This window comes from Labrys sp. (in: a-proteobacteria) (genome assembly GCF_047605565.1).
GTDB classification, from domain to species: Bacteria; Pseudomonadota; Alphaproteobacteria; order Rhizobiales; family Labraceae; genus Labrys; species Labrys neptuniae.
Genome location: NZ_JASGFM010000050.1, coordinates 1 through 12,915, shown reverse-complemented (window position 1 = coordinate 12,915; position 12,915 = coordinate 1). Strand labels below are relative to the sequence as shown.

The following is a 12,915-nucleotide window of genomic DNA, read 5'->3' as shown; positions in this document are numbered from 1 at the left end:
CCCCGCCTAAGGGTCGCCAGACCATGGAAACACGGGGGTGTTTTGGAGATGACGGACGTTACATCGGGCCAAAGAAGCGGTCATCCGCTCGACAGGCCAAGCTCTCTCGGCAACCTGCCCAATATCGTGATCGCCTTGATCCTGCTCGGGGGCCTGGGCTATGTCTGCTACGCGCTGGTCGCCGATCTTACCGGCGCGGTGGCCGTGCCCTGGATCCTGCTCGGCCTCGCCTTGCTGATTGCGCTCGGCTTCGAATTCGTCAACGGCTTCCACGATACCGCCAATGCGGTGGCGACGGTGATCTACACCCATTCGCTTCCCGCTGAATTCGCGGTGATCTGGTCGGGCTTCTTCAACTTCCTCGGCGTGCTCACGGCGAGCGGTGCGGTGGCCTTCGGCATCATCTCGCTGCTGCCGGTAGAACTGATCATGCAGGTCGGTTCGAGTGCGGGCCTGGCGATGGTGTTCGCACTTCTGATCGCCGCCATCGTCTGGAACCTCGGCACCTGGTATTTCGGCCTGCCGGCCTCGAGCTCGCACACCATGGTCGGTTCGATCATCGGCGTCGGCCTCGCCAACCAGTTCCTGGCGCCGGCGGGCTCCGCCACCAGCGGCGTCGACTGGTCCCAGGCCAAGAATATCGGCCTGTCGCTGCTGATCTCGCCTCTGTTCGGCTTCTTCCTGGCCGGCGCCCTGCTGCTCCTGATGAAAACCGTGGTGCGCAACAAGGCCCTCTATGTCGAGCCGAAGGGCAACAACCCGCCACCGCTCTGGATCCGTGGCCTGCTGATCCTCACCTGCACGCTGGTCAGCTTCTTCCATGGCTCCAATGACGGCCAGAAGGGCATGGGCCTGATCATGCTGATCCTGATCGGCGTGGTGCCCACCGCCTTCGCCCTCAATCGTACGCCCCACATCAACTATCTCGAGACCTACAAGGCTGCGTCGGCCGCAGCCGGTTCGGTGCTGGGCAACTACATCAAGCCGGGCGTGACGGTTGCTCCTGCCGATGCCAAGGCCAAGGTCGCCGAGGCGGTGCGCACGCGCAACTGGAGCGACGAGACGACGCCGGCCCTGAAGATCTTCATCGAACAGACCACCTCCCAGCTCTCGCCCTACGGCTCGGCCGCGGCGGTGCCCGCGGGACTGGTCTCCAACACCCGCAACGACATGTATCTGATCGGCGAAGCCCTCAAGCTGATCGATTCCAAGAAGCTGCTGCCGGTGTCGGATGCCGATCTGAAGACGATCAAGACCTATCACGTGGCCACCGACAACACGACCAAGTTCATCCCGACCTGGGTGAAGGTCGCCATCGCCCTGGCCCTCGGCCTCGGCACCATGGTGGGCTGGAAGCGCATCGTGGTGACTGTCGGCGAGAAGATCGGCAAGACCCACCTGACCTATGGCCAGGGTGCCTCGGCCGAGATCGTCGCGGCCGCGACGATCGGCGCTGCCGACTATCTCGGCCTGCCGGTCTCCACCACCCATGTGCTGTCGTCGGGTGTCGCCGGCACCATGGCGGCCAATGGCACGGGGCTGCAGATGTCGACAGTCCGCAACCTGATCATGGCCTGGGTGCTTACCCTGCCCGCTTCGATGGCCCTGTCCTTCGTGCTCTTCGTGGTGCTACGCCAGATCATCTAAAGCGGCGCATCCCGTTCGCTGGAATGGCCGCCTTCGGGCGGCCATTTCTTTTTAGACCGACGACATCGCCGCGCGGAAAGCGCGGACCATTTCGACTTGGGTCTGGCGCCGCCCGCCCACCGCAAAGCCGAGGCGAATGGCATCGGCGCTCCAGGGTTCCCCGGCAGCCGAACAGGAGCTGTGCACTTCGACAACGGGCAGGGCCGCCAGCAGCGCGGCAATATTGGCCGGCGTCAATCCCGAGCCCGGCATGATGCCGATGCGGCCGCCGGCTGCCCGATGCAGGCGCACCAATTCGTCCAGCCCCGCGGATGCGGTCAGCGCCCCTCCCGACGTCAGAATGCGCTCGAAGCCGAGCGCGATGGCCGTCTCCAGCGCCGCATGCCGGTCCGGCACCAGATCGAAGGCGCGATGCAGCGTGCTGCCGAGCTCTCGCGCCTGTCCGCGCAAGCGCGTCAGCAGGGCCTCGTCGAGCCTGCCATCGGGCAAGGAGGCGCCCAGCACCACCCCGGCGAGCTCCGCTCCACCCACCGCCTCGATATCGGCCAGCATGAGTTCGCCTTCCCGGACCGAGAAGACGAAGTCGCCGGCCCGCGGCCTGACCATGGCATAGACAGGGATCGGTGCCTGCGCCGCCAAGCGCATCAGGCCTGATGACGGCGTCAATCCGCCAAGCTCGAGCGCCGAGCACAGTTCGATGCGATCGGCGCCACCCTCGATCGCGGCCTCCAGGCTATAGGCGTCGGCAACGCAGACTTCGAGCAGGGCCGTCATGCGCGTTCTCCCTGATGGGCCAAGAGGGCCGCGCCAATCAATCCGGGCTCCGCCGCCAGAAGACTCGGCACCAGCAGCGGCCCGGCGGTCCGCCGCAGGATTCGGCGGCGTACGGCCTCGTCCAGCCTTGATATCAGTTCCGGCACGCTGGCGAGGCCGCCGCCGACCGGCACGATATCGGCGCCGACGATATTGACGGCCAAGGCCAGGGGGGAGGCGACGAGATCGACCTGGCAGGCCACCGTGCGCGCCGCGGCGGCATCGCCGGATCGCCAGGCCGCGATGATCTCGGTACTGTCGCGCTCCTCGTCGGTGAGGTGGCGATGCAGCCTCTCGAGGCCGCGCGCGCCCCCCACCGTGTCGACACAGCCCTTCTGGCCGCAGCCGCAGGCAAAGCGTGGAATCGCGACCGGCGGATCGCCCGCCTCGGTCGCCGCGACCGGTCCATGCCCCCACTCGCCCGCAAAACCGCCAGCCCCGGCGAGGATCCGCCCGTCGATGACGAGGCCGCCGCCGATGCCGGTGCCGATGATGATGCCGAAGACGATGCGATGCCCGCGCCCGGCCCCCTTCACGGCTTCGGCGAGGGCAAAGCAATCGGCATCGTTGGCGACGTGCACAGGCACGCCAAGCCGCTCGGCCAGGTCGGGAGCGAGCCGCCGCCCATCGATGCAGGGAATGTTGGCACAGGTGATGATCTCGCTGCGGGGATCGACGACGCCGGTGATGGACAAGGCGATGACATCCCCTGCCCCGGCTCCGCCTTGCCGCCTCAGATCCGCAAGCACCGCTACGAAGGCCTCGAAATCGCCGAGCGGCGTCGCAACCCGCGCAAAGGGCCTGATCTCGCCTCGCGGCGAGGCGATGGCCGCCTTGATGGCGGAGCCGCCGATGTCGAAGCAGATCGTCATTGACAGAAGGGACCTTCCAAACCGTTGTTTCCTGTATTAGGGCGTGGCGTCAGCTATGATTTCGCACTCCCATGGAGCAAAGCGCGTTTACACACCGACGCTGCGTTGCTCTGACTCTTTGGTTCGACGCGTCTTTGCGATTCTTGGCCACGCCGCCAAATCGCAAAACGCTTTGGAGGAGCTTATAAGGCCGCATGAGGCGCAAGGCAGCACCGACCATCAGCGACGTGGCCGCGCTTGCCGGCGTTTCCAGGGCCGTCGCCTCGCGCGCACTCTCCGCCTCCAAGCGGCCGGTGTCCGGTGACAAGCGCGACCGCGTCCTGGCCGCTGCCGCCGAACTCGGCTACCGCGTCAACCTCCTGGCACAGAGCCTGACGACCAAGACCGTCAATCTCGTCGCCGTCCTGGTCAACCACATTCACGACCTTTCCGACCTCGATCTGTTCGATCTGCTGCTGGCCGAGATCCAGGCGGGCGGCCGGCAGGTCATCCTGGTGCGGGTCGGCTCTACCGACAAGGTCGAGGAATTCCTGCGCCAGGGCGTGGCCTATCATGTCGACGCCGCCCTGGTATTCTCCGATTTCGCCGATGCCGCGACGGTGAGGCGCATGTTCCGCTCCGATCTGGTGATCATGCTCAACGGACGCCACGATCATCGCTCGCCCGCCATCATCCCGGACGAGGCCGTCGGCATCGGCCAGGCTGTCGCGGATGCCGCCGCGAAGGGCGTGAAGCGTGCCAGCCTTGTCACCGGGCGCGCGAGTTCCCTGGTTGAGCAGGCGCGCATCGGCCTTTATCGCCGAGCCTTCCAGTTCCACGACATCCAGCTGCTGCGAACCTGGCAGGGCGACTATTCCTATCGTTCCGGCCACGCCCTGGCACCGGGTCTGCTCGATGGTGGCCAGCCCGACGCCGTTTTCTGCACCTCCGATGCCATGGCGATGGGCATCCTCGACGTCTTTCGGACGGATTTTCCAGACAATCGGCCGGCGCGCTTCCGCCTCTACGGCTTCGACAATCTCTCGCTGCTCGATTTCGAAGCCTATCCGATCTCCTCGATCGGCTATGACAAGGCCGCCTACGTCGCCCGCATGCTGCGCCTGCTCAACGAACCGCCGGCCGGCGAAGGCACGTTCGCGCCGGAGCTGGTGCCGACCCGCTACGTGCCACGCCTGACGGGGTGATAGCCGCCCCCTCACCAAAGAGGGGTCAGCTTGGGCGGATTGGCCTTCTCGCCCCACCACTTCTTGTAATTGGCCTCATAGGCGCCGGACTGGATATAGTCGGACACGAACATGTCGAGCCAGCGCACGAATTCGGGATCGCCCTTGGCCACCGCAATGCCGATGGGATCGTTGGAATAGAGCCCCGGCAGTGTGACCAGCGAGGGATTCTTGGTGGCGAGATAGTCGAGTAGGGATGAATCCTCGATCGCCGCATCCACGCGCTTTTGCTGGAGCTGCAGCACGCCATCGGGCGCGAACTGGTCGACATAGACGAGATTGGTGGTCGGCACCGCCTTCTTGAGGAAACTTTCGCCGGTGGTGCCGCGCCCCACCACCACGGACTTGCCGCCGAGATCTTCCAGCTTGGTGATGCCGGCATCGGCCTGCACCAGGATGCGTAGGCCCGCCCGGTTATAGGGAATGGAGAAGTTCACCGTCTTCGCCCGTTCCAGCGTGGCCGAGGTATTGGCGACCACGATGTCGAGCTGTCCGGAGACCAGCATCGAAATGCGGGCGTCGCCGGAGACATCGGTGAATTCCACCGGTACGCCCAGTTTCTCGGCGAGAAGATTGGCGACGTCGACGTCGTAGCCGACCGGATTGTTCTGGGCATCGCGGAAGCCGATCGGCTCGCCGCCCAGCGAGACGCCGATGCGCACGCTGCCGCGCGAACGGATGTCGTCGAGCTTGCCGGCAAATGCCGGCAGGGCGGCGCAGGCGGCGATCGCCAATCCCAATAATGCAGACAGAATCTTCTTCATGATTGTGCACTCCCCTCTGTCAGATTGTTCTTGCTGGCCGGAGCTCGGGCTCGGCCATGGTATCGTCCCACAGCCAGTAGCGGATCTCGCCCTCGCAGCGGAAATTGACAACCTCGTGGCGGCCCTGGGCATCGGCCGCATGGATGACCACGCCGCCGAGAAAGCCCTCGCGGAGCTCGGCGAGCTCCTCCACGGCGAGATCGACAGCCTCGCGCAGCGAGCGGCCAAGCTTGAGGGCGAGCACGATGGTGCGCGCGGTGGCGCAGCGCATGGTCATCTCGCCGGTATGGGTGCAGGCGGCGGCGCCGTAGCGGCTGTCGGCATAGAAGCCGGCGCCGGGAATGGGGCTGTCGCCGAGGCGGCCCGGATATTTCCAGGCCCAGCCCGAGGTCGAGGTCGCCGTGTGGCTGCCGCGCCTTGCGTCGGTGCTGAGAAAGACGGTGGTATCCCTCACTCGCTCCGGATCTGTGATCGCATGCGATAAAGGCGCGAGCGGTATATCGGGAAAGCGAGCCAGCTGCTCGGCTTCGAGCTCGACTTCGAGGCGTTCGCGCCAGACGCGCCTGGAATCGTCGATCAGCACCTCATCGACGGAGAAACCGATTTCACTGGCAAAGCGCCGGGCGCCCGCTCCTGTCAGCATGACATGGGGCAGGCGTTGCATCACCGCCTGGGCCAAGGCGGCGACCGGGATGGTATCGGGCACGGCGCCGACCGCCCCCACCTCCCTCGTGGTGCCGTTCATCACGGCGGCATCGCATTCCATTACGCCAAGCATGTTGGGCCAGCCGCCATAGCCAACGCTGCGCACGCGCGGTTCCGCCTCGACCTGCCCGATGCCGGCAACCATGGCATCGAGGCTATCGGCACCGGCCCGCAGCATCTCGACCGCGAGCGGGAATCCAGGCCAGGCTTCGGCATTGGCAAGGAGCAGCATGATGGAGCCTAATCTTTCCGCATTTTCGAAAGGAATTGCGCGATGCGCGGATGGTCGCGCCCGACTTCGGGAGCAAAAAAGGCTTCCGTCGGCAGGTCGACCAGCAACCTTCCATGTTCGAGGAAGACGATGCGATCCGAGATGCGCCGGGCGAATTCCACCTCATGGGTGACGAACAGCATGGTGGTGCCGGTGCGGGCGAGCTTGGCCAGGATGGTGAGGACCTCGGCGGTCATTTCCGGATCGAGCGCGCTCGTCACCTCGTCGAGCAGGAGATAGCGCGGGTTCATGGCGAGCGCCCGGCAGATGCCGACACGCTGGCGCTGGCCGCCCGAGAGCTGGGCCGGAAAGGCACCCGCCTTGTCGCCCATGCCGACCTGCTCCAGCAGGACGATAGCGCGGTGCTCGGCTTCCACCCGAGCCTGGCGCAGCACTTCCAGTGGCGCCAGGGTGATGTTCTGCAGCACGGTCAGATGCGGATAGAGATTGAAGAGCTGGAACACGGTCGCCGAACGCTTGCGCGCCTCGACGAGGTCGCGCGGCCTGGACACGTCGAAATCGTCGATGGTGATGCGGCCGGCGTCGAGCCTCTCCAACCCGTTGATGCAGCGGATCAGGGTGGACTTGCCCGAACCGGACGAGCCGAGCACGGAGACGACCTGCCCCGGCTCGATGGCGAGGTCCACGCCGTCGAGCACCCTATGTGCGCCGAAATCCTTGCAGACTTTCTCGACTTTCAGCACGTCAGATACCTCTCCAGGCGCTATGGGCCCTGAGCCTCGTCTCGTAACGCGCACCCAGCCAGGCCAACGTCTTAGCCGCCGCATAGTAGAAGAGGCCGACCACGCTCCACACCACGAAGGGCTTGAGCGTGCGCAGGTTGAGGATGTTGCCGACCTTGGTCAGGTCCATCACCCCGATCACCGAGATCAGCGAGGTGACCTGGAGCTGGTTGACCAGGAGCCCGGTCAGCGGCCCGATGGCGAAGGCCGTGGCCTGGGGCGCCACCACATGCTTGAGCACCTGCCAGCGAGAGAGGCCGAACACCCTGGCGGCTTCGAGCTGGTCGCGCCCCACCGCGTCGATCGCCGCCGTGGCGATCACATAGACGAAGGCGGCCGTGTTGCCGGTCAGGGTGATCGATGCCGCCGTGACGGGCGTGACGTTGATCTTCAGGAAGGCCGGCAGGCCGAAGAAGACCAGGAAGAGCTGCACGAGGACGGGCGAGTTCTTCAGCAATTCGGTCACGGCCGTCAGGACGGGGTTCAAGCCGGGCAGACGATAGAAGCGCAGCCCGGCCAGCAAGGCGCCGAGCGCGAGCCCGGCCAGCGTAGTGCCGGCGAACAGGCCGAGGGAAACGCCCAGCCCCTGCACCAGCAATACCAGGTCGTAGGGCGTGAATTCGGTGTAGCGCATCAGCGGACCGCCTCCATCATGTCGCGGTTGAGGCGGCGATGGATGAGGCTGATGGCGAGCGAGATGAGGTAGGTCATGGCGGCATAGAGGACGAGCAGCGCCGCATAGACCTCGAAGGGGCGGAAGGTGTTGGAGGCCACGATCTTGGCCGTGCCGGTCAACTCGTTCAGCGTGATGACCGAGAGGATCGAGGAGGTCAGGACCAGATTGACGAAGACCGAGCCCAGCGGTCGGATCGAGGTGCGCAGGGCGATCGGCATGACGATGCGGGTGAAGATGGCGCGCTTCGACAGGCCGCTCACTTCCGCCGCCTCCAGGATGCCGCTGTCGATGGCGAGAATCCCCGAGCGGATCACGTCGGAGGCGAAAGCGCCGCCGGCGATGGAGAGCGCGATCACCCCTGTGGCGAAGGCGTTGAGATAGATGCCGATCTCGGGCAGCCCGTAATAGAAGAAGAAAAGCTGCACGATGAAGGGGATGTTGCGGAAAAGGTCGACATAGACGAAGGCAACCCGCCGCAACCAAGGCGAGGCCGACGTGCGCGCGATCGCCACCAGCGCCCCGCAGACGAGGCTGCCGGCGAGAGCGAGGACACAGGCCTCCAATGTCAGCAGCGCCCCCTGGGCGAGGAAACCGACATAGGGCGTGAGGATGGCGAGATCGAAGCGCATGCCCGCTTCTTTGCTAAGTGAAACCGGTTTCACTCTGTGTTACGAACCCGGTGGTGTCAAGGAGCCGAGACGAGAGCGCCGGTCCGGGAACGGATATCTCAACGACATGCCACATGTCGCGATAGGCGCTCCCGGGTCTTGTTTTCGGGAAAGGAAGAGCGGACGGAGCGACAGGAAGTTCTGTCGCCAGGATGTCCGCTCCCGGGATATCGCTCAGCGAGCGGCTTCCCAGCCCTTGTAGTTCGCCAGATTCTCGCTGGTGATCAGCACGGGATCGAGCAGGATGACGTTCGGATCCGGCTTCTTGCCATCGACAATCCCCGCCGCCAGTTCCAGCGACTTGCCGGCCATGGCATAGGGATCCTGCGACGCAGAGGCCTTGATCATCGAGGTGCCGCTCTTGAGCTGGACCTCGATATCCGGGGCGCCATCGACGCTGGTGATGAAGAATTCGCTGCGGTTGAGCTGCTTGGCGGCGAGTTCGACGCCGATGGCAGTGGGGTCGTTGATCGCGAAGACGGCGTCGACTTTCTGGAAGCGGGTGAGCAGGCTCTGGGCGATGGCAAGCCCGCCATCGCGCGAGCCCTTGGCGTCCTGGTCGTCGGAGAGAATCTTGATGTCGGGGCTCTTGGCGAACACCTCCTTGCAGCCCTTGACGCGATCGGTCACCGAGGAGACCTGCGGCCCGTTGACGATCAGGACACTGCCTTTGCCCTTGAGCTGGTCGACGATGTACTGGCAGGCTTCGGAGCCAGCCTTGACGTTGTCGGTCATCACCGTGACATCGGCGCCAGCCGCGGCGACGTCGAAGGCCGCCACCACGATGCCGGCAGCCTGTGCCTTCTTCACGGCCGGCAGGATCGCCTGCGGATCGACGGCGTTGAGCATGATGACGTTCACACCGGCGGCGATGAAATTGTCGATCTGGGTGAACTGCTTGTTGAGGTCGTAATCGGAGGAAACCGACGTTACTTCGGCGTTGGGATTGATGGCCTTGGCCTTGTCGGTAATGCCCTTGATCGTGGCGACGAAGAAGGGATTGCCGAGCGAACCGACCGAAATGCCGACCTTCTTCAGGCTCTGGGCCGATGCCGGGCCGGCAAGCCCCAGCGCCAGGGCCATGGCGGCCCCCGTCAACGCGGCGCCTGCAATGCGACGTGAAAACTTCATATGGCTCTCCTCTGGAAACCCTTCCTCCTCCTGCGGCCTCTGAACCGTCAGGGAGGCAAAAGGTCCGGGAGCACCGGTCCAAAGTCAAGCGTACCGGCGGGGTGGACAGCGAAATAATCGGACAAATGCAAGACCGAGCTGCCGGCGCCGGCTGCGGGGCCCGTGGAGGCCCCACCGCTCCGTCACTTCACCTGATATTCCACCCGGCGATCGAAGGAATAGAGGTCGTCGCGGCTGTATTTGGAGCGATCGTCCGCCGCGAAGGGGTCGCGGGCACCGCGGCCTTCCACCCGGATCACCAGGGTCAGGCCGCGATGGCGCAGGGCGTCGGCCACGGTCCGGGCTCGGGCCCGCGACAGGTCCATATTATATTGGGGATCGCCGCGCTCGTCGGTATGGCCGGTCAGGATCACCGCGCCGGCGCTCTGGGTCTTGAGGAAATTGAAGAGGTCGTCCACGGCCTTGTCGCCGTCAGGCGTCAGCACCGCCTCATTGGTGTTGAAGCGGATCGGCACCGGCACGGACACCGCGGTGAAATTGCGGAAGGTCGGCACCATCACGCCTTCGGCCTGGCCCCGTACGCCGCGCGAGGAAATATAGCTGGGCGCGAGCGACTTGGCCTGATAGGCGCGCTTGGCCAGATATTCCTCGATCTCGCGTGGCGGCGCCTTGGGCACGTCCTTGACGTTGCGGATGTCGTTGATGGCCGCTTCATAGGCCTCCACCGCGGCCGGATAATCCTTGCCGTCATATTTGACGTCGCCCAGCGCCATCGCCACCTGCCAGGGCCGGGCGATCGCCGCCGCACTGGCAACGGCCTGCGAGCTGTAGCCTCCCCCCGCCTGTTCGCCGCCGAGCAGGACGGCAAGGGCGATCGAGCGGCGTGCCTTGGCGACATAGGCGCTGTCGCAGGTCGTATCCTTGGCGATCGCATCCGCCAGCGCCGGCAGGGCATCGGCCTTGCCGGCCCCGATCGCCGCCTTCACCTCACCATCCAGGCTGGCACAATCGGCCAGGGCTGCGCTTGCCGCCGCTAGGCCGATGGCCGTGGCGGCGCCGAGCTTCAGGATGAAGGAGACGCCCATTCTCACCTCCCTCAACGCACCGGGATCACGATGGCAGTGGACGCGACCGACTGCTTGGCGGCGTCGGGAGCGCCGGGTGCCACCTTGTTGCCCAGGGCCTGCTGGATCTTGGCGAACTGGGCCTGCTTGCGGCTGTCATTGTCAAGGCCGGAGGCTTGCTGGCGGTCCTCATTGGCTTCGACGATGATCTGGCGGGTCAGGCCCTGCTCGAAATTGGGGATCGAGGCAAAGCTGTTGGCCACCGGATCGACCGTCGTGCCGGCGATGCTGCGCGTCGCATTACCCACGCGGCAGACAGCCACCACCTTCTCCTGGCCGGGATCGCGCAGCTTGAAGGCGAATTTCGAGCCGGAACCGCCCAGCACCACCCGCTCTCCCGCCCGAACCGCATTTTCGGTCTGGAACTTGTTGGGAAAGATGATGGTGCCGGTGCCCATCTTGTCGACATTCACCACGAAAAGGTTGCAGTCACGGGTGGAGATCACCTGCAACACCGCCTTGTCGCCGATGTTATAGGCGCTCTTGTCCGAGGTCAGCTGCAGATCGAAGGAACCGCCGGACGCAGGCTTGTCGATCGGCGGCGCCACGGCCTGGGCACCTTCGAGCTTGGAGGTATCGAGCACACGATCCTCGGTGGCGCCTTCCACGAATTTCAGGAAGAGCTGCTCGAACTGGTCGCGCGGCACGATGCCCTGCTCCAGGCGCCGCATCAGGGCGATGGCCTCGGGACCGGCGTCGATGAAGCGCTGCTTGAACTCTTCCGGCGGATAGCCGTATTCGGCAGCAGCCCGGCGCAGCGAAAGGTCGTCCTCATAGCGCTTGAACAGGGCATTGGTCATCTCGACGCCGGCCAGCTTGAGCGTGGGGTCGAGGCCGGCCCGCTTCATCGCAGAGTTGAAGCGCTGGAAGTCGTCCTCGATGATCGCATCCATCTTGGCATTGTCGGGATAGAGCGAGGCGACGGTATCCCGGATGTCCTTGGAGAAGGAACGGTCGGCGGTCACCGCCTTGCGCACCTCGTCCTTGGCCTTGCGCATGCCCTGGTCGTGGCAGCCCATGCAGGAAATGCCATTGGTGACCGAAAGGTCGCGCCGCGAGGGATCGCGCACGATCTGCGTCGGTCCCTTGTCGAGGCGCTCGCCGTTGGACTTGTTCAGGTAATAGCCCTGGAAGCCGTTGGGCAGGGAGAAGATGCTTTCGCCGCCATCATGATGGAAGCCGTTGGCGATGCCGTCCTGCTCCGGACCGAGCGGATGCAGGAACAGGCTCTGCTTGCCCTTCGAACCGGCGAAGTCGTAGGAGGTCCAGAAATAGCCGGTGCTGATGGGATGGCGTTCGATCAGGCGGTTGTTCTGCGACACGCCCGACTTCTGGAAGCCGGCACGTTGGGCAATGAACTTGTTGATGTTGTCCGCCATCGGCACGCCGAGCTTGTCGGTCAGGCCGGGAAAGTCGTTGGGCAGCTGCAGCAGCGTGTCATAGAGCGGGGGCTGGGAGGCCGTGAAGGCAAACCAGTCGCCACGCACATAGGGCAGTTCGGTATTGGTCTGCTGAGCGATGAAATCGTAGGCCCGCACATCCGGCTTGGCGGCGTAGGGATAGTTGGCGAGCACCGTGTTCCAGTCGCTTTCCTGCCAGCCCAGGTCCTCGAGATTGACCGCCACAATGGTCTTGGCCTCGTCGACGGTGGCGAGCTTCACCACGTCGGAACGGCGGCCGAGGCCGTTGATCAGCTTGACCAGGCCCTGGCGATAGACGTTCATCGCTTCGTCGCTGGCACAGGCATTGTAGAGATTGGTCAGCGTGAAATAGCGCATGCCGCGGACGCGATGATCGTCCTGCTTCTGCAGGTCGGCCGAGATCGCGGCGACGATGTCCTCGGACGTGACGAATTTGCGCCCGGTGCAGGCGGCGGCCTCCTGGTCGCCGGTGGCCTTGATCCAGGTGCGCAGCGCCTCGATATCCGCCGTCGTGACTTCCGGTTTCGTGGTGTCGAACTCGTAGTTCACGTCATACGGCATCTCCTTGTTGAGCACCTGCTGGAACAGCTTGGAGCCCTCGGGATTGCCGGCCTGAACGAGATGCGGATCCGCGGCGATCTCGTCCAGATGCAGGATATTGCCGAAATTCTTGGCCGGCTTCTCGCGGTTGAGCATGCCGTTCTGGTGGCAGCGCGAGCAATGCTTGTCCAGGACGTCGAAGGCGGCCTTGGCGATCGGATCGCTCGGCACCTTGATGTCGGCGGGAATGCCTGCGGCTGCGGCCGGGGCGGGTGCAGGCGCAGGTGCCGCCGGGGCGGGAGCCGCCGCCGGGGTCG

12 protein-coding genes are annotated in these 12,915 nt (G+C 65.0%); 2 read left to right on the top strand and 10 right to left on the bottom strand.

What is annotated here, in order from left to right; genetic code table 11:
- Nucleotides 1-48: 48 nt before the first annotated feature.
- Nucleotides 49-1,647, top strand: coding sequence for an inorganic phosphate transporter (locus tag QM672_RS28865; protein WP_415086750.1), 1,599 nt, complete (start codon nucleotides 49-51; stop codon nucleotides 1,645-1,647).
- Nucleotides 1,648-1,698: 51 nt separating this feature from the next.
- Here the strand turns inward: QM672_RS28865 and QM672_RS28860 are convergent, their stop codons facing one another.
- The gene (locus tag QM672_RS28860; protein ID WP_415086748.1) at nucleotides 1,699-2,421 is read right to left on the bottom strand and encodes a copper homeostasis protein CutC; all 723 of its coding nucleotides are present in this window, start codon (nucleotides 2,419-2,421) and stop codon (nucleotides 1,699-1,701) included.
- Nucleotides 2,418-3,332, bottom strand: a complete 915-nt coding sequence (locus QM672_RS28855) for an ROK family protein (protein WP_415086746.1) — start codon at nucleotides 3,330-3,332, stop codon at nucleotides 2,418-2,420. The genes QM672_RS28860 and QM672_RS28855 overlap by 4 nt, the downstream gene beginning before the upstream one ends.
- A 194-nt stretch (nucleotides 3,333-3,526) precedes the next feature.
- Here QM672_RS28855 and QM672_RS28850 point away from each other — a divergent pair, with 194 nt between their 5' ends.
- Nucleotides 3,527-4,516, top strand: a complete 990-nt coding sequence (locus tag QM672_RS28850; RefSeq protein WP_367626804.1) for a LacI family DNA-binding transcriptional regulator — start codon at nucleotides 3,527-3,529, stop codon at nucleotides 4,514-4,516.
- An 11-nt stretch (nucleotides 4,517-4,527) separates the two neighbouring features.
- Here the strand turns inward: QM672_RS28850 and QM672_RS28845 are convergent, their stop codons facing one another.
- The 8 genes from QM672_RS28845 to QM672_RS28810 all read right to left on the bottom strand — a co-directional run.
- Nucleotides 4,528-5,319, bottom strand: coding sequence for a transporter substrate-binding domain-containing protein (locus tag QM672_RS28845; RefSeq protein WP_415086744.1), 792 nt, complete (start codon nucleotides 5,317-5,319; stop codon nucleotides 4,528-4,530).
- Between the two features lie 19 nt (nucleotides 5,320-5,338).
- Nucleotides 5,339-6,256 (bottom strand): isoaspartyl peptidase/L-asparaginase, encoded by a 918-nt coding sequence (locus QM672_RS28840; RefSeq protein ID WP_367626802.1) that lies wholly within the window; start codon nucleotides 6,254-6,256, stop codon nucleotides 5,339-5,341.
- A gap of 8 nt (nucleotides 6,257-6,264) precedes the next feature.
- Nucleotides 6,265-6,999 (bottom strand): amino acid ABC transporter ATP-binding protein, encoded by a 735-nt coding sequence (locus QM672_RS28835; RefSeq protein WP_415086742.1) that lies wholly within the window; start codon nucleotides 6,997-6,999, stop codon nucleotides 6,265-6,267.
- Nucleotide 7,000: 1 nt separating this feature from the next.
- A complete protein-coding gene (locus QM672_RS28830; protein WP_311944124.1) occupies nucleotides 7,001-7,672 on the bottom strand; it encodes an amino acid ABC transporter permease in 672 nt (223 codons plus the stop codon).
- Nucleotides 7,672-8,343 carry an amino acid ABC transporter permease gene (locus QM672_RS28825; protein WP_415086739.1) on the bottom strand — a complete coding sequence of 224 codons (672 nt, stop codon included), beginning with the start codon at nucleotides 8,341-8,343 and terminating at the stop codon, nucleotides 7,672-7,674. The genes QM672_RS28830 and QM672_RS28825 overlap by 1 nt, the downstream gene beginning before the upstream one ends.
- 213 nt (nucleotides 8,344-8,556) lie before the next feature.
- Complete coding sequence (locus QM672_RS28820; protein ID WP_311944118.1) at nucleotides 8,557-9,513, bottom strand: ABC transporter substrate-binding protein; 957 nt, start codon at nucleotides 9,511-9,513, stop codon at nucleotides 8,557-8,559.
- 182 nt (nucleotides 9,514-9,695) lie between these two features.
- Nucleotides 9,696-10,598 (bottom strand): OmpA family protein, encoded by a 903-nt coding sequence (locus QM672_RS28815; RefSeq protein ID WP_415086737.1) that lies wholly within the window; start codon nucleotides 10,596-10,598, stop codon nucleotides 9,696-9,698.
- An 11-nt stretch (nucleotides 10,599-10,609) separates the two neighbouring features.
- Nucleotides 10,610-12,915 (bottom strand): DUF4384 domain-containing protein (locus tag QM672_RS28810; protein WP_415086735.1); only part of this gene is annotated, 2,306 nt, incomplete at its 5' end.

Bases quoted from the DNA above. Each gene is read 5' to 3' on its own strand.
- QM672_RS28865 (WP_415086750.1), top strand. From the start codon at position 49: ATGACGGACGTTACATCGGGCCAAAGAAGCGGTCATCCGCTCGACAGG.
- QM672_RS28860 (WP_415086748.1), bottom strand. From the start codon at position 2,421: ATGACGGCCCTGCTCGAAGTCTGCGTTGCCGACGCCTATAGCCTGGAG.
- QM672_RS28855 (WP_415086746.1), bottom strand. From the start codon at position 3,332: ATGACGATCTGCTTCGACATCGGCGGCTCCGCCATCAAGGCGGCCATC.
- QM672_RS28850 (WP_367626804.1), top strand. From the start codon at position 3,527: ATGAGGCGCAAGGCAGCACCGACCATCAGCGACGTGGCCGCGCTTGCC.
- QM672_RS28845 (WP_415086744.1), bottom strand. From the start codon at position 5,319: ATGAAGAAGATTCTGTCTGCATTATTGGGATTGGCGATCGCCGCCTGC.
- QM672_RS28840 (WP_367626802.1), bottom strand. From the start codon at position 6,256: ATGCTGCTCCTTGCCAATGCCGAAGCCTGGCCTGGATTCCCGCTCGCG.
- QM672_RS28830 (WP_311944124.1), bottom strand. From the start codon at position 7,672: ATGCGCTACACCGAATTCACGCCCTACGACCTGGTATTGCTGGTGCAG.
- QM672_RS28825 (WP_415086739.1), bottom strand. From the start codon at position 8,343: ATGCGCTTCGATCTCGCCATCCTCACGCCCTATGTCGGTTTCCTCGCC.
- QM672_RS28820 (WP_311944118.1), bottom strand. From the start codon at position 9,513: ATGAAGTTTTCACGTCGCATTGCAGGCGCCGCGTTGACGGGGGCCGCC.
- QM672_RS28815 (WP_415086737.1), bottom strand. From the start codon at position 10,598: ATGGGCGTCTCCTTCATCCTGAAGCTCGGCGCCGCCACGGCCATCGGC.